This is a genomic window from Streptomyces sp. JNUCC 64, from assembly GCF_054484115.1.
In genome coordinates this window covers 7,737,503-7,761,408 of the sequence record NZ_CM137015.1, presented here as the reverse complement: position 1 = coordinate 7,761,408, position 23,906 = coordinate 7,737,503, and the positions used below count along the sequence as shown (strand labels likewise).

The 23,906-nt window shown below is 76.5% G+C and carries 12 protein-coding genes; 3 read left to right on the top strand and 9 right to left on the bottom strand.

Annotated features, from left to right (window positions below):
• Window positions 1–328: 328 nt before the first annotated feature.
• Window positions 329–2,257 (top strand): HtaA domain-containing protein, encoded by a 1,929-nt coding sequence (locus tag ACVWNX_RS32075; RefSeq protein ID WP_454411699.1) that lies wholly within the window; start codon window positions 329–331, stop codon window positions 2,255–2,257.
• A gap of 69 nt (window positions 2,258–2,326) precedes the next feature.
• Here ACVWNX_RS32075 and ACVWNX_RS32070 read toward each other — a convergent pair whose 3' ends face one another.
• Window positions 2,327–2,692, bottom strand: coding sequence for a hypothetical protein (locus tag ACVWNX_RS32070; RefSeq protein WP_454411698.1), 366 nt, complete (start codon window positions 2,690–2,692; stop codon window positions 2,327–2,329).
• Between the two features lie 374 nt (window positions 2,693–3,066).
• Here ACVWNX_RS32070 and ACVWNX_RS32065 point away from each other — a divergent pair, with 374 nt between their 5' ends.
• On the top strand, window positions 3,067–4,212 hold the full coding sequence (locus tag ACVWNX_RS32065) for a serine hydrolase domain-containing protein (protein WP_454411697.1): 1,146 nt from the start codon (window positions 3,067–3,069) through the stop codon (window positions 4,210–4,212).
• On the opposite strand, the gene ACVWNX_RS32060 is transcribed toward ACVWNX_RS32065, so the two are convergent.
• From ACVWNX_RS32060 to ACVWNX_RS32040, 5 genes are all read right to left on the bottom strand, one after another.
• Entirely contained in the window at window positions 4,196–4,939 is a 744-nt protein-coding gene (locus tag ACVWNX_RS32060; protein ID WP_454411696.1) for an SDR family oxidoreductase, read from the bottom strand. The genes ACVWNX_RS32065 and ACVWNX_RS32060 overlap by 17 nt on opposite strands.
• A 139-nt stretch (window positions 4,940–5,078) precedes the next feature.
• Window positions 5,079–5,348 (bottom strand): hypothetical protein, encoded by a 270-nt coding sequence (locus tag ACVWNX_RS32055; protein ID WP_454411695.1) that lies wholly within the window; start codon window positions 5,346–5,348, stop codon window positions 5,079–5,081.
• Between the two features lie 45 nt (window positions 5,349–5,393).
• Window positions 5,394–6,962 carry an AMP-binding protein gene (locus ACVWNX_RS32050; protein WP_454411694.1) on the bottom strand — a complete coding sequence of 523 codons (1,569 nt, stop codon included), beginning with the start codon at window positions 6,960–6,962 and terminating at the stop codon, window positions 5,394–5,396.
• The gene (locus ACVWNX_RS32045; RefSeq protein WP_454411693.1) at window positions 6,959–8,371 is read right to left on the bottom strand and encodes a cytochrome P450; all 1,413 of its coding nucleotides are present in this window, start codon (window positions 8,369–8,371) and stop codon (window positions 6,959–6,961) included. Before ACVWNX_RS32045 ends, ACVWNX_RS32050 begins: the two co-directional genes overlap by 4 nt.
• 60 nt (window positions 8,372–8,431) lie before the next feature.
• Window positions 8,432–15,430, bottom strand: coding sequence for an SDR family NAD(P)-dependent oxidoreductase (locus tag ACVWNX_RS32040; protein WP_454411692.1), 6,999 nt, complete (start codon window positions 15,428–15,430; stop codon window positions 8,432–8,434).
• Window positions 15,431–17,455: 2,025 nt separating this feature from the next.
• On the opposite strand from ACVWNX_RS32040, the gene ACVWNX_RS32035 reads away from it, so the two are divergent.
• Window positions 17,456–20,431, top strand: coding sequence for a helix-turn-helix transcriptional regulator (locus ACVWNX_RS32035; RefSeq protein WP_454411691.1), 2,976 nt, complete (start codon window positions 17,456–17,458; stop codon window positions 20,429–20,431).
• Between the two features lie 82 nt (window positions 20,432–20,513).
• Here the strand turns inward: ACVWNX_RS32035 and ACVWNX_RS32030 are convergent, their stop codons facing one another.
• From ACVWNX_RS32030 to ACVWNX_RS32020, 3 genes are read right to left on the bottom strand one after another with little or no spacing between them, the layout of a single operon-like run.
• Window positions 20,514–21,593 (bottom strand): methyltransferase, encoded by a 1,080-nt coding sequence (locus ACVWNX_RS32030; RefSeq protein ID WP_454411690.1) that lies wholly within the window; start codon window positions 21,591–21,593, stop codon window positions 20,514–20,516.
• Entirely contained in the window at window positions 21,590–22,912 is a 1,323-nt protein-coding gene (locus ACVWNX_RS32025; RefSeq protein ID WP_454411689.1) for an FAD-dependent oxidoreductase, read from the bottom strand. The genes ACVWNX_RS32030 and ACVWNX_RS32025 overlap by 4 nt, the downstream gene beginning before the upstream one ends.
• Window positions 22,909–23,640: a class I SAM-dependent methyltransferase gene (locus ACVWNX_RS32020; protein ID WP_454411688.1), complete on the bottom strand. Its 732-nt coding sequence runs from the start codon at window positions 23,638–23,640 to the stop codon at window positions 22,909–22,911. Before ACVWNX_RS32020 ends, ACVWNX_RS32025 begins: the two co-directional genes overlap by 4 nt.
• Between the last annotated feature and the right edge of the window lie 266 nt (window positions 23,641–23,906).

The window sequence follows — 23,906 nt, the reverse complement described above, 5'->3', positions numbered from 1 at the left end:
CGGAGCCACCCGGCGCTGTCTGACGCCCGGGGCGGTCCGGCGACCGAGCGGCGCGGCGGGGCCGGTGCGGTGGGGTGGCGTCAGCGCGGTGGGGCCGGTACGGCGGCACCGGCCCCAGCGCCGGTGCGGCGGCACGGATGACGGCGGTGCGGTGGAGCACGCCCCGATGGTGGCAATTTAGGTAAGCCTCACCTAATATCATCGTCGTCGGCACCGGGTCCCCCACTCCGCGAAGCCGTTTACCCCCTTTGCCATCGTCTGCGCGTGTTCCGTCCTGGACGCCGCCCGGCACTCGTGTGCCCTCCCACCCGAAGGAGACATGCCGCGCATGTCCACCACCCGTAGCACCCGGCTGGCCGCCCTGGCCGTCGTCACCGCCCTGTCGACGGGCGCGGGCCTCCTCGCCGCCGCCACCGCCCACGGCGCCGCACCCCGCCCCGTCGCCGGGGACACGGCCCGCGCCGAGGCCGGGGGCACCGCCCGCGCCGCCTCCCCCGTGCTGGTCACCGGCCAGGCGGGCTGGGCCTTCAAAACCTCCTGGTACCGCTATGTGACCGGCCTCGGAGGCAGCGTCACCCCCGCCGACGGCGCCACCGCCGCGGCCGCCACCGGTGTCGTCTCGTACCCGGTGCTGCACGGCGCGGTGGACCCGGCCGCCAAGAGCGCGGACGTCCGGTTCGGCGGATCGGTCACCTACGCGGTGCCCGCGCACGGCATCACCGGCATCACGCTCGCCAAGCCGCGCGTGGTGCTGAAGAACGGTACGGGCACCCTGTACGTGGACGTCCGCACCGAGCTGGCCGGTGGGCAGCCGACCAGCACCGCCGCCGTCCCGTTCGCCACCCTCAAGGCCACCGCGGGCGCGCTGACCGGGAACCGTCTCGACTGGAGCGGCGTCACCGCCGCCCTCACCGAGGAGGGCTCGCGGATCTTCGCCCACCAGGGCCGCCCGATGTACGAGCCCGGCACCGAACTGGACACCCTGGCCCTCGGCGGCACCGTCAGCACCCCGACGCTGACCGTCAGCCAGGTGTCCGGACTGGGCGCCGAGACCCAGGTGACCGTGAAGGGCAGCGGCTACCGGCCGGGCAAGGGCGTCTACCTCGCCCAGTCCACCGCACTGCCCGGCACCACCTACCCCAGCGCCTACGCCAACGCCGCCTGGGTCCGCCAGGTGGGCGCGGACGGCACCTTCGAAGTCACCCTGAAGCTCACCGAGACCTTCACCCCCACCGGTGGCACGGCCGTCGACTGCCGGACCACCGCCTGCTTCGTGACCAGCTTCAACTCCCACGACCGCGAGGACGCCACCTGGATGCCCTCGCGCGCCCAGGACGTCCAGCGGGCGCTGGCCTTCGGCGGGGTGCGGGTGACCACCCAGCCGGTCGCGCGCGACGCCCGCTCCGGCGCGACCGCGACCTTCCGGGCCGCCGCCGAGGGCGCCGACACCGTCCGCTGGGAGCGCAGCGCCGACCGGGGCGCCACCTGGAGCACGGTCTCCGGCGCCACCACGGACACCCTGGCCGTCAAGGCCAGCGCGGCGCTGAACGGCAGCCTCTACCGGGCCGTGTTCGGCAACCCCGCCGGGGAGGTGGCCACCAAGGCCGCCGCCCTGACCGTCACCGCCGTGCCGAGCCGGATAGCCTCCCTCAACGCCGCCCCCGAGCCGGTCGCCAAGGGCTCCGAGGTGACCGTCACCGGCACCCTCCAGGCGGTCGGCGCCACCGACGAGACCTGGCGTCCGGTCGCGAGGACCGCGGTCGTCGTGGAGTTCCGCGCCAAGGGCACCACCACCTGGAAGCGGGCCGCGGACGCCACCACCGCCACCACCGGCGCGTTCTCCGCTCCGGTCACCGCCACCAAGGACGGCGACTGGCGGGCCCGTTACACCGGAACGCCCGACCGGGCCGCCTCGGTCAGCTCCTCGGACCACGTGGACGTCCGGCTGCGCACCGCGATCAACGGTCTCAACGCGAGCCCCGAGCCGGTGCGCGCGGGCGCCCAGCTCACCGTCAAGGGCACCCTCACCAAGCTCGACGGCACCTGGCGCAAGGCGTCCGGCGAGACGGTGAACGTCTGGTTCAAGGCCGCCGGGGCCACGAGCTGGACCAAGCAGGGCACCGCCCGCACCAACACCCAGGGCGACTTCGCCAAGAAGTTCACCGCCCGGAAGGACGGCACCTGGCGGGCCACCCTCACCACCAACGCCGCGCTGCTGGGCAGCACCAGCGGCAGCGACCGGGTCGACGTGCGCTGACCCCGCGCGCACGGGCCGGGCGGCACCCGCCGTCCGGCCCGTGGCCGTTCCCGGATTCCCGGCGGGGCGTCAGACCGACTCGGGACGGCAGAGGTCGAAGCTGTAGGACGCGGTGCACTCCGTCACCGCCGGGATCACCCCGCTGCCGCGCACCAGCTGGAAGACGGCCACCACCACCAGGGCCGCCAGCAGCGCCTTGGCGGAGCCCGTCAGCCTCGACTCGAACCGCAGCCCGGAGTAGGTGCGCACGGTGAATCCGAGGGCGACGAGCCCGGCGGCGAGCGCGGTGAGGTTGAGGTAGCTGTACGAGGTCAGCTCCCCGTTCACGGTCTGGTGGGACTCCAGATTGAGCGGGAGGACGAACGGCAGCAGCGCGACCACGGCGATGGCTATGCCGATGCGCCGGGTGAGGTGTCTGTCCTGGATGTCGGTCATGCCGGATGATAACGCGGGGTCCGGCGGGTCCCCCGGGCCCGGCGGAAGACCGTCCGGGCGGGCGGAGGCCACCCGGAACACGTCCGCGCGGGCCGCGAACGGGCCGCACCCGTAGGGGACTTCCCGGTCCCCTTCCCGGAGGGCGGATCCGCCTCGGGGAGGATCTTCCCCACCCCGGGACGCCGACGGGCAACGCCGACGGCGCGGGGCGCGTCACGTCCCAGGGATGCGGACCCGCCGCACCCGTGGGAAAGGTGTGCCCGTTGACCCCCGTGCTTCCCGTACTCCCCGTCCCTCCGCCCTCGGCGCGTCCCGCGCGGTCCGCGCGGCCCCGGCGTTCGCCCCGGAGGGCGCTCGCACTCACCCTGGCCGCCGTGGCGGCCCTGTCCGGGTTCACCGCGCCCTCCGGCACCGGCGCCCCCGTGGTGGCACCGGACCCGGGCCGGGAACGGACCCTCGCCGTGCTGAGGGCGGACCTCGACCGCGCCGGGGACGAACGGCTCGGGGCGCTGGTCCAGATCAGGGACGGGCGCGACCGCTGGTCGGCCGCCGTCGCGACCGGGTCCGGACGGCCGCGCGGAACCGGCGAACGGTTCCGGATCGGCAGCGTCACCAAGACGTTCGTGGCGACGGTCCTGCTCCAGCTCCAGGCGGAGGGCTGGCTCGATCTGGACGACCCCGTGGAGCGGTGGCTGCCCGGCCTGCTCCCCGACGGGGACGGGCCCGAAGTGACGGTCCGTCAACTCCTCAACCACACCAGCGGACTGTCCGGGTACGACCGGGACCCGGCCGTCGCCGCGAAGCTCTTCACCCCCGCGTTCCTGGTCCACCGCTTCGACACCTTCACCCCCGCCGAGCTGGTGCGGGCGGGCACCTCCCAGCCGCCGCACTTCGCCCCGGGCACCGGACGGCGGTACTCCAACACCAACTACGTCCTGGCCGGAATGGTCGTCGAGGCGGTGACCGGACGCTCCTACGCCACCGAGATCCGGCGCCGGATCCTGGTCCCGCTGGGGCTGCGCGCCACCTCGCTGCCCGGCACCCGGACCGCCGTTCCCGGACCGCACGCCCGGGGCCACTCCCGCTTCTTCCGGAAGGACCCGGCCCTCCCCCTGCACGACGTGACGGAACTCAACCCCTCGTCGGCGGGCGCGGCCGGGGAGATGATCTCGTCGCTCGACGACCTCACCCGCTTCCACCGGGCACTGCTGCGGGGGCGTCTGCTGCCCCGGGCAGCGCTGACCGAGATGCTCACCCCCACCTCCCCGGCGCTCGGCCCGGTGGGCGGGCTTGGGCTGTCGCCGTCCACCTTGAGCTGCGAGGTGACGGTGTGGGGCCATGACGGCGGTATCCACGGCTGGTCCTCGCTGCTGGTCTCCACCGAGGACGGCTCGCGGACCGCCGCCTTCAACTACAACGCGGACTCGACGGGGAGTTTCCGGGCCCTGGCCGAGGCCGCGTTCTGCCCCGGCCCGAAGCCCGTGCCCGGTCCTCCGGGACGGGTCAGCACTGCTCCTTGAGCCACTCGTCGAACGTGGTGGGAGCGATCCGGACGTCGCCCCGGGGCAGGAGCACCTCACCGGCCATCTCCGGGCCGAACAGCGAGGACCAGGTCGGCACCAGCCGGACCGTACGGCCGCGCGCGTCGTTGGTGCGCCGGGCCATGTCGACCAGGTCCTGCGGATCCGGGCCCGCGACGTCGCGGTAGCGGCCCCGGGCCGGGCCCGGCGCCAGTTCGGCGAGCACCGCCGCCACATCGGCGGGGGCGACCGGCTGGACGAGCAGCGGAGCGATCGGGGCGGCTCCGTCCCGCTCGGTCCAGCCCGTCACCATCGCGGCGAAGTCGTGGAACTGGGTGGCCGGGACGATGGTCCACGGCACCGGTCCCTCCGCCACCAGGCGTTCCTGTTCCCGCTTGCCCGCGTAGTGCGCGTTGCCCCCGACGCGGTCGATCCCGACGATCGAGAGCAGGACGTGGTGGCGGACCCCGGCCCGTTCCCCGGCGGCGAGCAGGTTGCGCGTGGTGGTGCCGAAGTACTCCCGCGCCTCGTCCGGGTCGGTGGCGGCGCAGTTGGTGGTGTCGACGACGGCGTCGGCACCGGCCAGGGCGGCGTCCAGGCCCTCGCCGGTCGTCAGGTCCACGCCCAGCGAACGGCTGATCCGCACCACCTCGTGTCCCGCCCCGGTCAGGGCGGTGGCGGTGAGGCTTCCGATGTTCCCGGTCGCACCGGCTACGGCGATCCTCATCGTGTCGTCTCCTCTGTCTCTCTGCTGTCTGGAACCGCTGTCGTCCGTCCCGTGGCTGTCCGACGGCGGGCACGCGACGGGCGGGGGCGCCGGGCTTTCCCGGAAGCGGTGGACGACCGTCCGGTGCCCGGGCCGGAGTTCAGGGGGTGTCACCGCCCCAGTCGTAGCGGCGGGCGTCACCCGGGCGGGGGCCGTAGAGGGCGTGTCCGCCGGGCCCGTAGCGGCCTATCTCGGTGCTCAGCGGAACGCTGGAGCCGCGCCGCTCGCCGGACCAGCCGGTGACGTCGAGGAGCAGCCCGTCGAGGGGTCCCCCGACCAACTCCACGTAGGCGCGGCCGGGTCGGGGGCCGGGGTCGGGATCGTCGTGGTCGGCTCCGTAGACCCGTTTGGGCATCAGCTCCTCGTTCATGCCCGCAGCATCGCAGCCGCCACTGACATCCGGCGGGCGCGGGCGTCACCCGGCCGGGGCGCTCCGGCCGCCGCCGGGGGCGTAGGCGGCGCGCAGGGCCACCCGGTCGGGCTTGCCCTGGGCGGTGAGCGGCAGGGAGGTCAGCCGGTGGAGGGCGGTGGGCGCCCAGGAGGCCCCGGCGCGGTCGGTGACGAACGCGCGGATCCCGTCCGGGTCGAGCCGGTGGCCCGGGGCGGGCACGGCGGCGGCGTGCACGGTCTCGGAGCGGTCGGGTCCGGGGACGCCGAAGACCGCGCACTGGCTGATCGCCGGATGGCCGAGCAGCAGGTCCTCCAGCGCGGACGGGTGGACGTGCGCCAGGAGTTCGCCGCCCCCGACGATGATCAGGTCCTTGATCCGGTCGACGACGTGGAGGTGGCCCCGGCCGTCCAGCCGTCCCAGGTCGCCGGTGCGCAGCCAGCCGTCCCGGAACGCCTCGGCGGTCAGTTCGGGGCGGTTCCAGTACCCGGTCATGAGGGTGGGCGTCCGTACGTGGACCTCGCCCGTGGCGCCGGGGGGCACGGGCCGTCCGTCCGGGTCGAGGAGGGCGACCTCCACCCCGGGCAGCGGGCGTCCGGCCGAGTACGCGCCGTCCGGTCCGTCCGGGACGTGCTCCCCCGGCGGCAGCACGCTGACCGCGCCCGCCTCGGTCTGTCCGTAGTAGCCGTACAGGACCGGGCCGAAGACCTCGACGGCGCGGCGCAGCCGGGCGGCGGGGGCGGGGCAGCCCCCGTAGGCGAGCTGGGTGAGGCTGGAGAGGTCGGTGGCCGGGAGGCCGGGGTGGTCGAGGAGCCGCCACAGCAGCGGGGGCGTCAGCCAGAGCCGGGTGACGCGTTCCCGGGCGATCGAACGCAGCGCGTCTCCCGGGTCGAAGCCGGGCCGCAGGACGACGGTGCCGTCGTGCAGCAGGGTGAGGTCGGTGAGGGCGCCGGTGGCGTAGGCGTAGGGGGTGCAGACCAGTTGGCGGGGCGGTCCGGCGGGGTCCCGGGGGACGGTCCGGAAGGCGGCGAGCCGGTTGGCGTGGCTCATCCGGACGCCCTTGGGGGGGCCGGTGGTGCCGCTGGTGTAGGCGAGGCACCAGTCGGTCTCCGGGGGGACGCGGACGGCGTACGGACCGGACGGGAGGGCGGCGCTCGCGGCGAGGACGTCGTCGCCCAGCGGGTTCGGGCCGAGGCCGAGGAGGGCGGGGGCGTCGTCCCGGGCGGCGAGGGCGAGCGCCACCGGGTGCTGGGTGGTGTCGGTGAGCAGCAGCGCGCAGTGGGCGTCGGCGGCGACCCGGGCGAGCACGGCGGGCGGGGTGCCGCCGTAGAGGACGACGGCGCGGGCGCCGGTGAGGGCGACGGCGTACCGGGCGGCCACCGCCTCGGGGGTGTTGCCGACGAGGAGTCCGGCGGTGGTGCCGGGGCCGAGGCCGAGGGCGGTGAGGTGGCGGGCGAGCCGGTGGGCGGTGGCGCGGAGCTCCCCGGCGGTGACGGGGTGTCCGTCGGCGGCGATCAGGGCGGTCCGGCCTGGGTCGGCGGCGAGGGCGTCCAGGATCGGTTCGGCGTAGTTGACGGCCGGGTCGGGGGCGGTCACGGCCGGGCTCCGTCGGGGCGGGTGGCGGCGCGGTCGGTGACGCGCAGCCGCAGTCCCCGGGGGGTGAGGGTGGACAGGGCCGGGGGGCGGGGCGGCTGGCCGCCGGTGGGGACCAGGCGCCAGCGGGCGGCGAGGGTGGCGAGGACGAGGGTGGCCTGGAGGGTGCCGAAGCGGTCGCCGATGCACTTGCGGGCGCCGGAGCCGAAGGGGAGGTAGGCGGTCCGGTCGGGCCGGGTGTCGCGCCAGCGGTCGGGGTCGAAGCGGTCGGGGTCGGGGTGGAGGTCGGGGCGGCGGTGGACGAGGTAGGGGCTCACGCACAGGACGGTGCCGGCGGGCAGGTGCGCGGTGCCGAGGACGGCGTCCCGGGTGAGTTGACGGGTCATCAGCCACAGCGGCGGGTAGAGCCGCAGGGTCTCGGTGAGCACGGCGGCGGTGACGGGCAGGGCGGGGACGTCGTCGAGGGTGGGGGGCGCGCCGTCGAGCACGGTGTCGAGTTCGTGGTGGAGCCGTCGCTCGGCCTCCGGGTGGTGGGCGAGCAGGTGCCAGGCCCAGGCGAGGGTTCCGGCGGTGGTCTCCACTCCGGCGACGAGGAAGGTGAGGAGCTGGTCGACGGCCTCCTGGTCGGTCAGCGGCGGGGTGTCGTCGTCCGGGTCGGTCCCCGTGGGGGCCAGCAGCGCCCCCAGCAGGTCGTCGTGGTCGGCGGGGTGGGCGCGGCGGTCGGCGACGAGCGCGCCGAGCAGGGCGCGCAGCCGGGCCTGGGCGCGGTCGTAGCGGCGGCGTTCCGGGCTGGGGACGTGGCGCAGGGCGGCGGGGGTGAGGGCGCGGCGGAACACGCCCTCGACGACGGTGGTGATGTCGTCGGTGAGGTCCCGGGCGGCGTCGGGGCCGCAGGACGGCGGGACGGTGGTGAACATGGTGGTGACGGTGGTGCGGATGGTGAGGGACATCATCGCGGGGACGACGTCGAGGACCTGTCCGTCGCTCCACTCGTCGACGGCGGCGCGCGCGGCCTCGGTGAACCCGGCGGCGTACCCGGGGGTCCGGGCGGGCCGGAAGGAGGGCTGGCACTGCCGCCGCTGGCGTCGGTGGTCGGTGTGGGCGCAGGTGACGAGTCCGTTGCCGAGGAGTTCGCGGGCCCGTTCGCAGTGCGGTCCGCCCTTGTCGTAGAGGCGGTCGTCCAGGAGGACCTGGCGGGTGAGTTCGGGGTCGCAGACCACGATGACCGACCGGGGGCCGATCCGGACGCGGACCAGGTCGCCGAGGGCGGGCAGCCGGGTGAGGAAGCCGAGCGGGTCCCGGGCGAAGGGGACGGCGTGGCCGAGGACCGGGAGGGCCCGGGGGGCGGTGGGGACGGGGGCGGTCCGGCGCGGGAGGGGCGCGGTCCGCGGGGCGGCGGGGGGCGTGGGCACGGGAGGGGTCCTCCCCCCGGCGCCGGGGCGCCGGGGAATCGGGGGCGGGAGCGGGGGCCGTCAGCTGGTGTGCGGCGCGGGGGCCAGGGAGGCGAGCCAGGTGTCGACGGCGGCGGCGGTGTCGGGGGCGTGTTCCTCCAGCATGGAGAAGTGGGCGCCTTCGACGGCCCGTCGGGCGTAGGGCGCGGGCCAGTGCCGGGGCAGGTCGCTGTCGCGGGGGTGGACGAGGAGGGCCGGGGTGTCCAGGGGTTCGGGGGTCCAGTCGGCGAAGAGCCGGGAGTAGGTGCCGACGGCGGTCAGCATGGCGGGGGTGACCAGTGCGCGGGCGCGGCGGACCCGGTCGGTGAGCTGGGCGGCCAGCCGGTCGGGGACGGCGCTGAGCAGCGGCGGGTCGAGGAGGACGAGTCCGGCGGCGGGGGTGCCGCGCCGTTGGAGAGTGTGGGCGAGGGTGTGGGCGAGCAGTCCGCCGGAGGAGTGGCCGAGCAGCACGCAGGGTCCGGCGGGGGCCAGCCGGGTCAGGGCGTCGGCCCAGGCGCGGGCGAGGGTGGCGGGGTCGGCGGGCAGGCACTCGTCGCCCTGGAGGCCGGGCAGCCGGGTGGTCCACACGTCGCGGCGGCCGTCGAAGAGGGACGCCAGCCGGGCGTAGGGGGCGGAGGCCAGGGCGGTGGTGAACGGCGGCAGACAGACCAGGCGCAGGGGCGCGGGGCCCCGGCCGAGGCGTTCCCAGTCGCCGGTGGGCAGGTCGGCCGGGGTGGTGGTGGTGCGGCGGTGCCGGGCGTGTTCGTGGAGTCGGCGCCGCCCGGACTCGTAGTCGCCCTGGGCCCAGGTGTCCAGGACGGCGGTGACGAAGCCCTCGCCGCCGGTCGCGGCCTTGGGGGCGGCGGCGGGGGCGAGGAGGGTGTCGAGGTGGCGGGCGAGGGCGGCGGGGGTGGGGTGGTCGAAGACGGCGGTGGCGGAGAGCCGGGTGCCGGTGGCGCGGCCGAGGCGGGTGCGCAGTTCCACCGAGGCTAGGGAGTCGAAGCCGGTCTCGCGGAAGCGGCGTTCGGGGCTGACGGCGTCCGGCCCGGGGTGGCCGAGGACGGTGGCCGCGTGGGTGCGGACCAGGGTGACGAGGTGGGTGAGCCGTTCGCGGTCGGGCAGCGCCAGCAGCCGGGCGCGTTCGCCGTCGGGGGCGGGGGCCGCGGTGGTGCGGCGGGCGGGGCGCCGGATCACCTCGGCGAGGAGGTCGGCGGGGGGCTCGTCGGGGCCGGTGGGGGCCACGGCGGTGACGGCGAGGTGGGGTTCGTCGAGGTCGAGGGCGGCGTCGAAGCCGGCCAGCGCCTGCCGGGTGCTGAGCGGGGCGAGGCCCTGGCGGGAGAGGCGGGCCTGGTCGGTGGCGTGCAGACGGGCGGTGAGGCCGCTGGTCTCGCGCCACAGTCCCCAGGAGAGGGAGACCGCGGGGAGTCCGTTCTGGCGGCGGTGGTGGGCGAGGGCGTCCAGGAAGGCGTTGGCGGCGGCGTAGTTGGCCTGTCCGGGGGTGCCGACCAGTCCGGCCATGCTGGAGTAGAGGACGAAGGCGGCGAGGTCCGTGTCGCGGGTGAGGTCGTGCAGGTGCCACGCCGCCTCGGCCTTGGTGCGCAGGACGGTCGCCAGCCGCTGGGGGGTGAGGTCGGCGACGAGTCCGTCGTCGAGGGTTCCGGCGGCGTGCACCACGGCGGTGAGCGGGTGGTCCGGGGAGATCCCGGCGAGCACCCGGGCGAGGGCGGCGCGGTCGCCGACGTCGCAGGCGGCGAAGGTCACCTCGACGGGGCCGTCCGGCAGGGCGGCGAGTTCGCGGGCCAGGGCGCGGGCGCCGGGGGCCCGTTCGCCCTGCCTGCTGACGAGGAGCAGCCGCCGGGCGCCGTGGACGCGGGCGAGGTGGCGGGCGAGCAGGGTGCCGAGGGTGCCGGTGCCGCCGGTGACGAGGACGGTGCCGTCGGGGTCCAGCCGGGTGCCCCGGGTCAGCACCAGCTTGCCGGTGCTGCGGCCCTGGCTGAGGAAGCGCAGCACCCGGCGGACGTGGCGCAGCGGCCAGGTCCGCAGCGGCAGCGGGGTGAGGGTCCCGGCGCGGAAGAGCGCGGTGAGCCGGGCGAGGGCGTGGGCGGGGTCGGTGTGGTCGCGGACGTCGAAGGCGCGGTAGTGGACGTCGGGGTACTCGGCGTGGACCTTCCCGGGGTCGCGGACGTCGGTCTTGCCCATCTCCAGATAGCGTCCGCCGGGGCGCAGCAGCCGCAGGGAGGCGTCGACGAACTCCCCGGCGAGGCTGCCGAGGACGACGTCGAAGCCGGTTCCGGCGGTGGCCCTCAGCAGGGTGTCCTCGAAGTCCAGGGAGCGGGAGTCGGCGACCCGGTCGGCGGGGACGCCGCGCGCGACGACCAGGGGGTGCTTGCCGGTGCTCGCGGTGGCGTACACCTCGGCGCCGAGGTGCCGGGCGAGCTGGACGGCGGCCATGCCGACGCCACCGGCCGCGGCGTGGACGAGGACGCGTTCGCCGGGGCGGACCCCGCCCAGGTCGACCAGGGCGTGGTAGGCCGTCAGGAAGGCGGCGACCGAGGAGGCGGCCTGGGGCAGGGTCCAGCCGTCGGGGACGGGGACGGCCAGCCGGTGGTCGAGGTCGACGCGGGGGGCGTAGCCGCCCGCGCCCCACAGCAGGCAGACGACCCGGTCGCCGGGGCGGACGGTGGTGACGTCGGTCCCGGTCTCCGTCACCGTTCCGGCGACCTCGAAGCCGATGGCGTCTCCCTCGGCCATACCGAGGGAGACCACGGCGTCGCGGAAGTTGGCGCCGCAGGAGTGGACGCGGACCCGGACCCGGTCCGGGGCGAGGGGGGTGTCGGGGAGGGCCAGCGGGCGGATGTCCTCCAGGGTGCGGCTGTCGGCGGGGACCAGGCGCCACGGCGGGTCGTCGTCGGGCAGCACGAGTCCGCCGTCGTCGTGGGCGGGGACGAGCCGCTGGACCAGGGCCCGGCCCTCGCGCAGGGCGACCCGGGGGTGTCCGGAGCGCAGGACGGCGGCGAGGAGCGCGGGGTGCCGGTCGTCGGTGGCGTCGGTGGCGTCGGTGTCGACGAGGACCACCCGGCCGGGGTGTTCGTTCTGTACCGAGCGCAGCAGGCCCGCGCAGGCGGCGGCCACCGGGTCGTGGACGGTCTCGCCGAAGGCGGCGGGGTGGGCGCGGTGGGTGAGGACGAGCAGTCGGGTGGCGGCGAGTTCCTCGCGGTCCAGATGGGTCTGGACCTCGGTGAGCAGCCGGGCCAGCCGGGGGGCGAGGACGTCCGCCGGACCGTGGCCGGGGACGGTGGTGGGGTCGGTGGTGCGCAGGTCGAGGAGGGCGGTGGCGGGGGCGGGGGCTCCGGCGGCGACGGCGTCGGCCAGGGCGGCGACGTTCTCGTAGGCGCGGGCGGAGGGGTCCGTGGACGGGCCGACGGTCACCGGGCCGTCCTCGGGGGCGGCGGCCGGGGGGTCGGCGGGGAGGGTGACGGGGCGCCAGACGGGGGTGAAGAGGGTGGGGTCGGCGGCGGCGAGGGCGGCGCGCAGCCGGGGGGCGGTGGTGGGGCGCAGCCGCAGGTCGGTGAGGGTGAGGACGGGGCGTCCGGCCGGGTCGGTGGCGGTGAGGGAGAGCCGGTCGCCGTCGCCGGGGGTGAGGGTGGCGCGCAGTTCGGTGGCGCCGTCGGTGTGGAGTTCCACCCGGCCGATGGCGTGCGGGAGCAGGGTGCGTCCGGTGTCGCCGTCGAGGAGCGGGCCGTGCAGCAGGGCGTCCACCAGGGCGGGGTGGGCCGCGTAGCCGTCCGGGCCGGGGGTGCCGTCGGGGACGCGTCGGGCCTGGGTGTACCAGGTTCCGTCGCCGCGCCAGGCGGCGGTCAGTCCGCGGAAGGCGGGGCCGTAGGAGTAGCCCCGGCGGTCCAGGGCCCGGTAGCAGTCGTCGACGGCGACGGGCGCGGCGCCGGGCGGGGGCCAGGCCGCCGGGGCGGGGACCGGGGCGTCGGGGGGCGCCGCCCCGGCGGTGGCCTCCGCGTGGCGGGTCCAGGGGCCGGTGGCGGCGTGGCCCCGGGAGTGCAGGGTGAGCAGACGGCCGCCGTCGCCGTCGGGGGCGCAGTGCACCTGGAGGTCGACGGCGGTGTCGGGGACGACGAGGGGGGCGTGCAGGACGACGTCGTCCAGCCGGGCGGGGAGTCCGGCGCGGCGGGCGGTGTGCAGCAGGAGTTCCAGCATCCCGGTGGCGGGGAGGAGGACGGTGCCGTGCACGGCGTGGTCGGCGAGCCAGGGGTGGTCGGCGGTGGAGAGGCGGCCGGAGCACAGGAGGGTGCCGTCGGGGAGTTCGGCGGTGGCGCCGAGCAGGGGGTGTCCGCCGTCGCGCAGTCCGGTGGCGGCGAGTCCACGGGCCGGGCGGGCGGGGGCGGCCCAGTAGCGCCGCCGTTGGAAGGGGTAGGTGGGCAGGTCGGTGGTGGCGGCGCCGGGGTAGAGCGCCTTCCAGTCGAGGGCGGCGCCGCCGGTGTGGGCGGCGGCGAGGGCCTCGGCGAATCCGGCGGTGCCCGCCCGGTCGCGGCGCAGGGTGGCGCTGACGGCGGTGTCGGTGTGGGCCTCGGCGGCGATGTCCCGGAGCGGTCCGGTCAGGGTCGGGTGCGGGGAGACCTCGACGAACTGGGTGAAGCCCGCCGCGAGGGCCCGGCGCACGGCGTCGTCGAAGAGGACGGGGCGGCGCAGGTTGCGGTACCAGTAGGCGGGGCCGAGGGTGTCGTCGGTGACGCGTTCGCCGGTGGTGGAGGAGAACATCGGGACGGTCCCGGGGCCCGCCACGATCCCGTCCAGCTCGGTGGCGAGGAGGTCGCGCAGGGGTTCCATGTGACGGCTGTGGGAGGCGTAGTCGACGGGGAGCGCGCGGGCCCAGACGCCGTCGTGGGCGCAGACGGCCAGCAGCGCGGCGACGGCGTCCTCGTCTCCGGCGACCACGGTCGCGGCGGGTCCGTTGACCACCGCGACCTCGATCCGTCCGGCCCAGGGGGCGAGGAGTTCCCCGGCGCGGGCGGCGGGGAGGCCGAGGGCGGCCATGGCGCCCCGGCTGGTGACGGCGGTGCGCAGCAGGGCGCTGCGCCGGGCGACGACGCGGGCGGCGTCGTCGAGGGTGAGGGCGCCCGAGACGCAGGCGGCGGCGATCTCGCCCTGGCTGTGGCCGATGACGGCGGCGGGGCGCACGCCGTGGGCGCGCCACAGGGCGGCGAGGGAGACGTACATGGCGAACAGGGCGGGCTGGACGACGTCGGCGCGTTCCAGGGGCGGGGCGCCGGGGGCGCCCCGGACGACGGCGGTGACGTCGTGGTCGGTCCAGGGGCGCAGGGCCCGGGCACAGCGGTCGAACGCCTCGGCGAAGACCGGGGATTCGGTGAGGAGCCGGGCTCCCATGCCGGTCCACTGGGCGCCCTGGCCGGGGAAGACGAAGACGGGGCCGGGGCCGGTGCGGGCCCGGGCGCGGAGGGTTTCCCGGGCGGGGTCGTCGGAGGCCAGCGCGTCGAGGGCGGTGAGCAGCGCGTCGCGGTCGGCGCCGGTGACGGCGGCCCGTTCGTCGAGGGCGCCCCGGGTGGTGGCGAGGGAGTGGCCGATGGCGGCGAGGTCGGCGGCGGGTTCGGCGCGCAGCCGGTGGGCGAGGGCGGCGGCCTGGGGCGGCAGCGCCTCGGGGGTGGCGGCGTACAGGGGCCAGACCATGGGGGCCTCGCCACGGCGGGGCCGGACGACCCGGGGGACGCTTGGCGCCTCCTCGACGATGACGTGGGCGTTGGTGCCGCTGATCCCGTAGGAGAGGATTCCCGCGCGGCGGGGTTCGTCGCCCCGGGGCCAGGGGCGGGCGGTGCTCAGCAGGCGCAGGGTGCCCGCCGACCAGTCGACGGCGGGGGTGGGCCGCTCGGCGTGGAGGGTGGCGGGCATCTCCTCGTGGCGCAGGGCGAGCACCGTCTTGACGAGTCCGGCGAGTCCGGCGGCGGCCTGGGTGTGGCCGATGTTGGACTTGACCGAGCCGATCCACACGGGGTCGTCGGGGGTGCGGCCACGGGCGTAGGCGTGCTGGAGGGTGGCGGCTTCGATGGGGTCGCCGACCGGGGTGCCGGTGCCGTGCGCCTCGATCAGGTCGACCTGGTGGGGGTGGAGGCGGGCGTCGCGCAGGGCGTCGGCGATGACGGCGCGCTGCGCGGCCCCGTTGGGGACGGTCAGTCCCTCGCCGGTGCCGTCCTCGTTGAGGGCGCTGCCACGGATGACGGCGAGGACGCGGTGTCCGGCGGCGCGGGCCCGGGAGAGCGGGGTGAGCAGCAGGGCGGCGACCCCTTCGGCGGGGGCGAACCCGTCGGCGTCGGCGGCGAAGGACTTGCAGCGGCCGTCGGCGGTGACGGCGCCGAGGCGGGAGAAGTAGACGAGGACGTCGGGTTCGGCCATGACGCACACCCCGGCCGCCAGCGCGCTGTCGCACTCCCCGGCGCGCAGGGCGCGGACGGCGAGGTGCACGGCGGCGAGGGAGGAGGAGCAGGCGGTGTCGACGGAGAGGGCGGGGCCGTGCAGGCCGAGGGTGTAGGAGATGCGGCCCGCGGCGGCGCTGACGGACAGTCCGGTGGGCAGATACGGTTCCAGGTCGGCCTCGGGGTCGCCGAGGCGGCTCAGGTAGCGGCTCTCGCTGACGCCCACGTAGACGCCGGTGCGGGAGCCGCGCAGCGCGGTGGGGGCGGTGCGGGCGTCCTCGACGGCGCCCCAGGCGCACTCCAGGAGGAGGCGCTGCTGGGGGTCCATGGCGGTGGCCTCGCGGGGGCCCACGCCGAAGAACGCGGCGTCGAAGTCGCCCACCCCGGAGAGGAATCCGCCCTGGCGGACGCGGGTGACCCCGGCGACGGCGGGGTCGGGGTGGGTGAGCCGCCCCATGTCCCAGCCCCGGTCGCGGGGCAGTCCGGTGCGGAAGTGGCGGCCCGCCGAAAGGAATCGCCAGAATTCCCCCGGGGATGCGCAGTCGCCCGGGAACCGGCAGTTCATTCCGATGACGGCGATGGATTCCTGGGCGGACGGGCCCACGCCAATACCTCCTGAGGGGTTGCGCCGCGGACGGACGACGCACCGGTCGCCAGGGGTGGCGGACAGGGGCTGCTGGGGAGCCAGGGGGACGCGTCAGGTGCGCTTGTGCGCTGCGGCGTTGTGCAGTGTTGAGGCCATGGAGGGGCGCAGTCAAAACCGTTCACCCGGAAGGTTGGCCGGGTGCTCGTCCCGTACGGGTGAGGACGCCCGGCCGTACGGTCCTCGGACACCAGGGCGATTCAGCGGGGGCCTTCGGGGCCGGGTCGGCGGGGTCGGCCGCGGGGGTCCGGGCGGGCGGGCGCGGACGGCGGGCGGTCGTGGGCGGCTCCCGTCGAGGGAGGCGCGGGAGGGGCGGCCGGGGTCGGGCAACGGTCGGGGTCGGCCGGGGGCACGAGCCGGGGACGCGTTTCCCCCGGGCCGCCGGGTCCTTTCCGGGGCCGCTTCCCGGAAAGGACCCGGCCGACTTCCGTACGGACGGTTCCGGGACGGGGCGACGAGTTCGGCGCCCTCGTCACCTCCACTCCATCCCCGTCCGGTTCTTCGGGCGGTGAATTTACCGTGTCCGGCATCCCGCTATCCCGGGTGCCGGACGGCTTTCCCTCTCCTCACTTCCCGGTCCCGCTTTCCCTTCTCATCGGAAGGGCCGAATTCCCCCGAAGTGGATACCGGCACTTCTGTCCGCCGTCCGAATGCTCGATGACCCGGTGTACGGAAAGGGCGTTCCCCGGGGTGGACGGCCCTGGGGCACGGGGTGCGCCCGGACCGGGCCCGGGGGCACCCCGGCGGGCCGCCCTGGGGGCAGAGAGGGGCGGGGGCGTACCAGGGGGCGCGGGATCGGGACGCCCCGCGCGTCGATGCGTGAGGGGAGCGGGTCTTCGCGGTGGCCGCGCGGGCGCGCGCCCGTCGGGCCCGGGCGGGACGGTCCCGGGCGGCGAGGAGCGGTGGCCCGGGGACGGGCGGGGCGTGACGGGACCGACGGGGCGTGCGGGGGGAGCGTTTCCGGCGACCGGAGCGTCCGGACCGTCGGACGCCCCGCACACGCCGGGTTCCGCGAGGGAGGACGGTGGGGCTCGACGGGCCGGAAAGGGGGCGCCCGTGTCCCGGGGAGTGCGGAGCGGCGCCGTTCACGGCGGGGGTGGACCGGCGTGCGCTCACCCGCACGGGGTCCGGACGCCCCTTCCCCGGCCCGGCCGGACCGCTCTCCGGACCTGGTGGGGACCCGCCGCGCGGCCGGGGAGCGGGACCGGAGACCGGGCGTCCCGGCGGGCGGCACCGGGGGCACGCCATCCGCACCGGCCGGGTCGGCCGGACCTCCCGGACCGGCGGGGCGGGGGACGGGCCGGCCCGGAGGGCGCCTCTCCGGGCGGCACGGTCCCCCACAGACCCCTCTGTCGACACTTGGTTCACTCCCCTCCCTTGACTCACAGGTCAACGGAAACGCCTGAATCGCCATCAAATTCCCATACAGGGTGTTTCGTTCGACCGTCCCGGGAGTCGTTACCGGCCCCACGAAATACACGGGACGGAAATCCGTCATTCAGTTCGGGAGATCACACCCGCATTGCCGGGCCGAACGGCCACGGCCGGGAAGAGTCACCCTTCCCGACGGCGTTGACCCCTGCGTATGCTGAGGTTGCTTCATCCAGCACTCATGAATGGGCCGGTCTTCGCGCGCGCATTCACCGGCGGCGAAATCCGGTCGGACATTCAATCCACCGGCGCCTCATTTCCCGAAGTCGCGGACAACCGCACCGAGCGGCACGGAGAGCCAGCGGAAATGGCCCACACCATCCGTCGCACACACCCGTCCCCACTCCCCTCCCCCGGTTCCCCCGGGACCACCGGAGCCGACGTCTCCGGTGGCGCCCCTCGCACGGCGCGGGCCGGGGCGCTCCGGACGCCCCTCCCCCGGACCCGGGGGTCCCGGCGGCCCGCGCGGCCCGGCCGGTGTCCGGCCCGGCGCCCCCGCGCCCGGTGGCGGACCGGCGTCACACGGGATCCTCACCCCCCTGCGCAGGAGAGACCATGAACGCGAAGACCCTCGAAAAACCGGACGACCCGGGTCCCCAGTTCTCCCGGATAGTCGTCCGCCCGCTCCGTGGGCGCGACGGGCACCTGGAGCAGATACGCGCGGCGCTGCTCGCGACCGCCGAGGGCCGCCAGGGCGGCATCACCCTGCTGGAGTCGCCCGCGGGCAGCGGCAAGACCCGGCTGCTCCAGGAGTCCGGCACCCTGGCGGAGGCCCTCGGGTACACCGTGCTCGACTGCTCCACCACCGGCGCCTGGCGCGGGGACGAGACGACCCCCCCGGCGCTCGCGGCCGGGCGCCCCGCGACGGCGCGGGTGCCCCGGCCGGTGCGGCCCACCGGCCCCGTGCAGATCCAGGCCCAGATCGACGCGGGGCTGCGCCGGGGTCCGGTGCTGGTGGTGGTGGACGACGCGCAGTGGGCCGACCCGGTGCAACTGCGCACGCTGTGCGGGCTCGCCCTCAAACTGCTGACCGCGCCCGTGCGGTGGCTGTTCACCATGCGCGCCGAGGACGCCCGCTCCGCCAACGGCCTGCTGCTGCGCAACCTCACCACTCACCGCGCCCAGTGGCTGCCCCCGCTCGCGCCCCTCGACGACGAGGCGGTGGCCGAGCTGATGGGCGATCTGCTGGGCGCGAGGCCCAGCGACGACGTCCGCGCCCTGGGCGAGAGCCTCGGCGGCAGTCCCCAGGCGGTCGTGGAACTGGTGCGGGGGCTGCTGGAGGAACGGTGCCTGCGGATCGGCGGGGACGCGGTGTCGCTGACCGCCGAACCGCTCGCCTCCGGGTTCACCTCGGCGGTCGCCGCCGACCCGGGCGCCCATCTGCCCACCGCGTTCCAACGGCTGATGCGCGACCGACTGGACCGGCTGGCGCCCGGCACCCAGCGGCTGCTCCAGGTGGCGGCGGTGCTGGGCCCGTCGTTCCTGCCCCGGGACCTGGCGGAGATGGCCGACGAGCGGCCCGTCCAATTGCTGGGCCCGCTCCAGGAGTCACTGGCCGCCGGGCTGCTCGACAGCGGCGCCGAGGAGTTCGCCTTCCACCGCGAACCGATCTGGTACGCGGTCCTCGGCACCGTTCCGCCGCTGATGCGCTCCCTGCTGCACCGGCAGGCGGCGACCATGATCCTGGGTCGGCTGGGGGACGGCACCGCCGCCGCCGTGCACCTCGTGCACTGCGCGCACGCGGACGACGCCCAGGCCATCGACACCATCAGGACGGCGGCCGAACGGCTGCTGCCGGTCTCCCCGCAGGCGGCCGCCGCGCTGGCGCTGCGCGGGCTCGACATCACCCGGCCCCCGCAACCCGCCCATCTGGCGCTGGCCACCACCGCGACCGCCGCGCTGGTGCGCTCCGGGACGCTGCACCGGGCCGTCGAGGTCGCGGAGCGGGTGCTGGCCGCGCACCGGCGGCTCGGACCGGAGACGAACACGTCGGGCGGGCCCGGTGAACCCGACCCGGTGACCTGGCCGTTGCGCTCCTGGCTGGCGACCGCGCTGGTGCTGCGCGGGGAGGCGGCGGCCGTCCCCCGGCTGCTGCGGAACGCCGGGGCCGCCCCGGCGGGCGGCGCGGAACGCGGCCCGGACGGACCGTCACCGCTGCTGCTGCGGCTCACCGTGCTCTCCCACACCGACGAGCGGGCCGCGCTGGTGGCGGCGGACGAGGTCCTCGACGGCGCGGCCGTCCACCGGCCGGACGAGGTGACCGCCGCCCGCACCATCCGGGCGATGGCCCGGTGGGCGCAGGGCCGCCCGGACGAGGCGCTGGCCCTGCTGGAGCCGTCCGGGGCGGGTGACGGCCGCCACCCCGGTGTCTGGCACGACAACGCGCTGTGGAACAGGGCGTGGCTGCTCGTCAGGATGCGCAGGCTGGAGGAGGCGGCGGACGCCGTCGAGGCCGTCCAGCGGGGCGTCGACACCGAGTCGAACGGGGTGCTGGCGCCGGTCCTGGACGCGCTGCGGGCCTGGACCGGCTTCGCCCGTGGCGACCTCGCGGCGGCGGAACGGCACGCCACGGCGGGGCTGGCCGCCTCCGCCGAGGCCCGGATGCCGCTGTGCGAACCGCATCTGCGGGCGGTGCTGGTGGCGGTGGCGCTGCGGCGCGGCGATCTGGCCGAGGCCCTGGAACGCCAGGCCGAGTGGGACCACGCCGACCGGCACGGCCGGCCCGGCGGACCGGAGCGCGCGGCGGACCCGTCGGGGGCGGCGGGACCGCCCGCCCCCTGGTGGGCGATGCGGTGTCTGCTCACCGCCCAGGTGACGGCCGCGCGGAGGGGGGCCGAACCGGCGCTGGAGGTGCTGGGGGACGCCCGGCGGCAGGAGCCGCTGCGGCGGCAGCTGGTGCTGGAGGACCCGGCGGCCACCGCGTGGTGCGTACGGACCGCGCTGGCCGCCGGGGACCGGGAGTTCGCCGCCCTGATGGCACGGTGCGCCGGGGAGGTCGCCGAGGGGGCTCCCGGCCATCCGGGGCTCGCCGCGGCGGCCGCCCACGGCCGGGCGCTGCTCGACGGGGACGGAGAGGCCCTGGCCCGGGCCGCGGCCGGGTACGCCGACCCCTGGGGCGCCGCCTCGGCCACCGAGGACCTGGGGGTGCTGCTGGGCGCGGAGGAACGGGACCGCGCGATCGAGGCGTTCAACACGGCCATGGCCGGGTACGACGTGCTGGGCGCCAAACGGGACTCGGCGCGGGTGCGCAGACGGCTGCGCAGGCTCGGGGTGCGGCGGCGGCACTGGAACCTGGTGGCCCGGCCGCAGACCGGCTGGGACAGCCTGACCGGCGCGGAGGAGAAGGTGGCGCATCTGGTGGCCCGCGGTCTGACGAACCGTCAGGTCGCCGGTGAGCTGTTCATCTCGCCGCACACGGTGAGCTTCCATCTGCGGCAGATCTACCGGAAGCTGGCCATCCAGTCGCGGGTGGACCTCACCCGGATCGTCTGCGCGCCCGGCGCCCACCGGGCCCGGGGCGCCCCGTTCTGAGCGCGCGGAAGGCGGCGGACGCGGTGCGCGCGTCCGCCGCCGGACCCGGTGCCGGGCCGAGCCGCTCCGGCACCGGGGGTCCTCAGCGGGCCACCGCCTCGATGAGGCTCTGCGGGGAGCGGGTGGGGGTCACCCGGACGCGCCGCAGTCCCGCCGCTTCGAACAGGGCGTCGTACTCGGTCAGTTCGCGTTCCCGGCCCGGCAGCACCGCCAGCATGTCGAGGTCGAGCAGCGGGGCGAAGCCCGGTTCGCCCGGCGGGCCGAGCGGCATCTCCACGACCACCACCCGGCCGCCGGGTTCCAGTGCCCGGCGGCAGTTGCGCAGGATGTCCGCGCAGGCGGTGTCGTCCCAGTTGTGCAGGACCGCCTTGAGCAGGAAGAGGTCGCCCCGGGGCAGCGGATCGAAGAAGGAACCGCCGATCACGGTCACCCGGTCGGCGAGTCCGGCCTTCCCGGCCGCCGCGAGGGCGGTCGGCGCCACGCTGGGCAGGTCCAGGACGATCCCGCGCAGCGCGGGGTCGGCGCGGAGCAGGGCGTGGACGAGCGCCCCGCCCGCGCCGCCGACGTCCACCGCCACCCGGGCCTCCCCGGTGTCCAGCAGGGTGGCGACCTCGTCGGTGAGGGCGGCCGTCAGCTCGTCCATCGAGACGGCGAACCGCTCGCCCTCCTCGGGGTGGGCGAGGAAGTGCGCCCAGATGTCCCGGCCGAGCGCCTCCTCGGCGCGGGGCGCCCCGGTGCGCACGGCGTCCGGGAGGAGCCCCCAGGGCAGCCAGTGGCCGGGGGCGCCGTGCACCAGCGCGATGGTCCGCAGGGAGCGCGGGGTCCCGGTGCGCAGGGTGTCGAGCAGCGGGGTGCGGGAGAAGCGGCGGTCCCCGTCGGCGGTGACCAGTCCGAGGGCGGCGCAGGCCCGCAGCAGCCGGGCCGTCCCGTCCGGGTCGGCGCCGGTGCGGACGGCGAGTTCGGGGGCGGTCAGGGGTCCGGCGGCGAGGTGGTCGGCGATCGACAGCTCCGCGACCGTCCGCACCACCTGGGTCCGCCAGTAGCCGGTGATCATGGACATCATCCGGTCGGCGGCTCCGGCCCCGCCGGGCTCCCCGGTAGGGCCGGGCTCCCCGGTCGCCTCCCCGGGGTCGGGGGACGTGGACGTGGTCCCTGGTGTCATGGACGGCCCTTCTCCTGGTCGGTGGCGGGGACGGGCGGCGGCGGGGAGCCGCCCGGTCCGTCCCCCGGCGTGCGCGCCGCCGGTGGGGTGCGGACGTGCTCGGGCCGGAACCCGACCCCGATGACCCGGCTCATCAGCAGTTGCGCCGGACCGCGCCGGGCGAACAGCCGGGGCGCCGGGGGCTGCCGTCCCTCCTTGACGGTGGTGTCGATGCCGAAGCGCTGGGTGGCGCGTTGCAGCCCCTGGGACAGTACGGTGGCGACCAGTCTGCGGCGGCGGACCCCGGCCAGCAGCGTGTCGTCGAAGGGGGCGCCGGAGCGCTGGGCCCGCAGCAGGGCGGTGGTGAGCGCGTTGGCGGTGGCGACGGCGTCCTGCACGGCGAGGTTGACGCCGAACCCGGCGACCGGGGACATGGCGTGCGCGGCGTCCCCGATGAACAGCAGGCCCGGCCGGTGCCAGCGGGCCAGCCGGTCGATCCGGGCCTCCAGGACGCTCAGTTCGTCCAGGGAGCGCACTTCGTCCACCCGGTCGGCGAGGAAGGGCACCAGGGCGGCCAGATCGGCGCGGAAGGCGGCCAGGCCCTCGCGGCGGGCCCGGGCCACCCCGCCGAGGGTGGTCTCGTACGACATCTGCCAGTAGTCGCCCCGGTCGGTGGCGCCGAAGATCCGGCCGTCGCCGACCCGGACGCAGATGCCCTCGTCGGGATCGGTCGGCCGCCGGGAGATCCGGAAGAAGGCGACGTCCAGCGAGCGGCCGATGAGCCGGGGCCGGGCGCCGACGGCGGTCCGCAGCGCCGAGTGCCGTCCGTCGGCGGCGACCACCAGCGCGCAGCGCACCTCCCGCTCGCCGTCGGGACCCCGGGCGAGGACGCCCTCGACCCGGCCGTCGGCGGCGCGCAGCACGTCCCGCGCCTCGGTGCCCATGAGGAGCCGGTACGCGGGGTGGCGGGCCGCCTCGGCGGTGATGAGGTCGAGGAACTCCCACTGCGGGACGAAGGCCATGTAGGGGTAGGCGACGCGCAGCCGGGTGAAGTCGGCGATGTCGGTGCGACGGCCGTCCTGGACCACGCCGATGGTGGTGACCTTCTGGTGGGGCAGGGCGTGGAAGCGGTCGATGAGGCCGAGTTCGTCGAGGACCTGGAGGGTCGCGGGGTGGACGGTGTCGCCCCGGAAGTCGCGGTGGAAGTCGTGGTGCTTCTCCAGGACGACGACGTCCACGCCGGAGCGGGCGAGCAGCAGGCCGAGCACGGCGCCCGCCGGGCCGCCGCCGACCACGCAGACGGTGGCGCTGAGGGTTCCGGCGCGCCCGGACGGGGTCACGGGGCGTCCCAGACGGCGGCGCTCATGGTGGGGATGAGGTCGGGGGTGAGGACGACGCCGGGCAGCTGGGCGCGGTAGGCGTCCTCGAACCCGGAGCGGGTGAGGGGCATGTGGGCGGCGCTCATCTCCCGCCAGCGCGGGTGGAGCATCATCCGCAGCGAGTCGGCGGCGGCGTCGGCGTCCCCGGACACCTCGTACAGGGTGCGGGCGGTGTCGAAGGCGTAGGCGCTCTGTTCGCCGGGGGGCGCGGTGTCCTGGTCGTCGGAGCGGGTGACGTCGATGACGACGAGCCGGCCGCCGGGGGCGACCAGGTCGCGCAGCCGGGGCAGCACCTCGTCGGCCGGGCCGAGGTGGAAAACGGCGTTGACGGAGAGCACCAGGTCGAAGAGGCCGTCGGCGGCGGGGGTCAGCTCCAGGGCGCCGCGGTGCTGGTAGCGCACCGGGACGCGGCTGGGTTTGGCGGCGGCGATGTCGAGCATGCGGCGGGAGATGTCCACGCCGGTGACGTCGTCGTAGTGGTCGGCGAGCAGGACGCAGTTGTTGCCGCCGCCGCAGCCGACGTCGAGGGCGCGGCGGCCCCCGGGGAGCCGGTCGACGAGCCAGGAGCGGACCGGGCTGGTGGCCGCGTCGCGGACCCGGGTGAACCGTTCGTAGAGGTCCGCGAGGTCGTCGAAGTACGGTTCGGGGCTCTGATGGGTCGTCGGCGCGTCCTGGGCGGCAGGGGTCATCGGCGGTCCTCGTGCGGCTCCGGGGCGGATTCCCCCGCGCCGTCCACCGGCGCGTACGCACGGGTGCGCCGGTGGACGGCGGGGTGGGGGGGGCGGGAAGCACCGAACCTATCGGGCGGGCACCGGGGCCGGAAGCCGTACCGGGGGCGGCGCGCCGGATACCGCGTACTCGCGCGGGTTGGACGGCGCGGCGGCCGTCGCGGACCCCCGCCCCGGGGGCGGTCCGGGGCGCCGGGCGGCCGTGAGAACCGTCCGCCGTGTCGCGC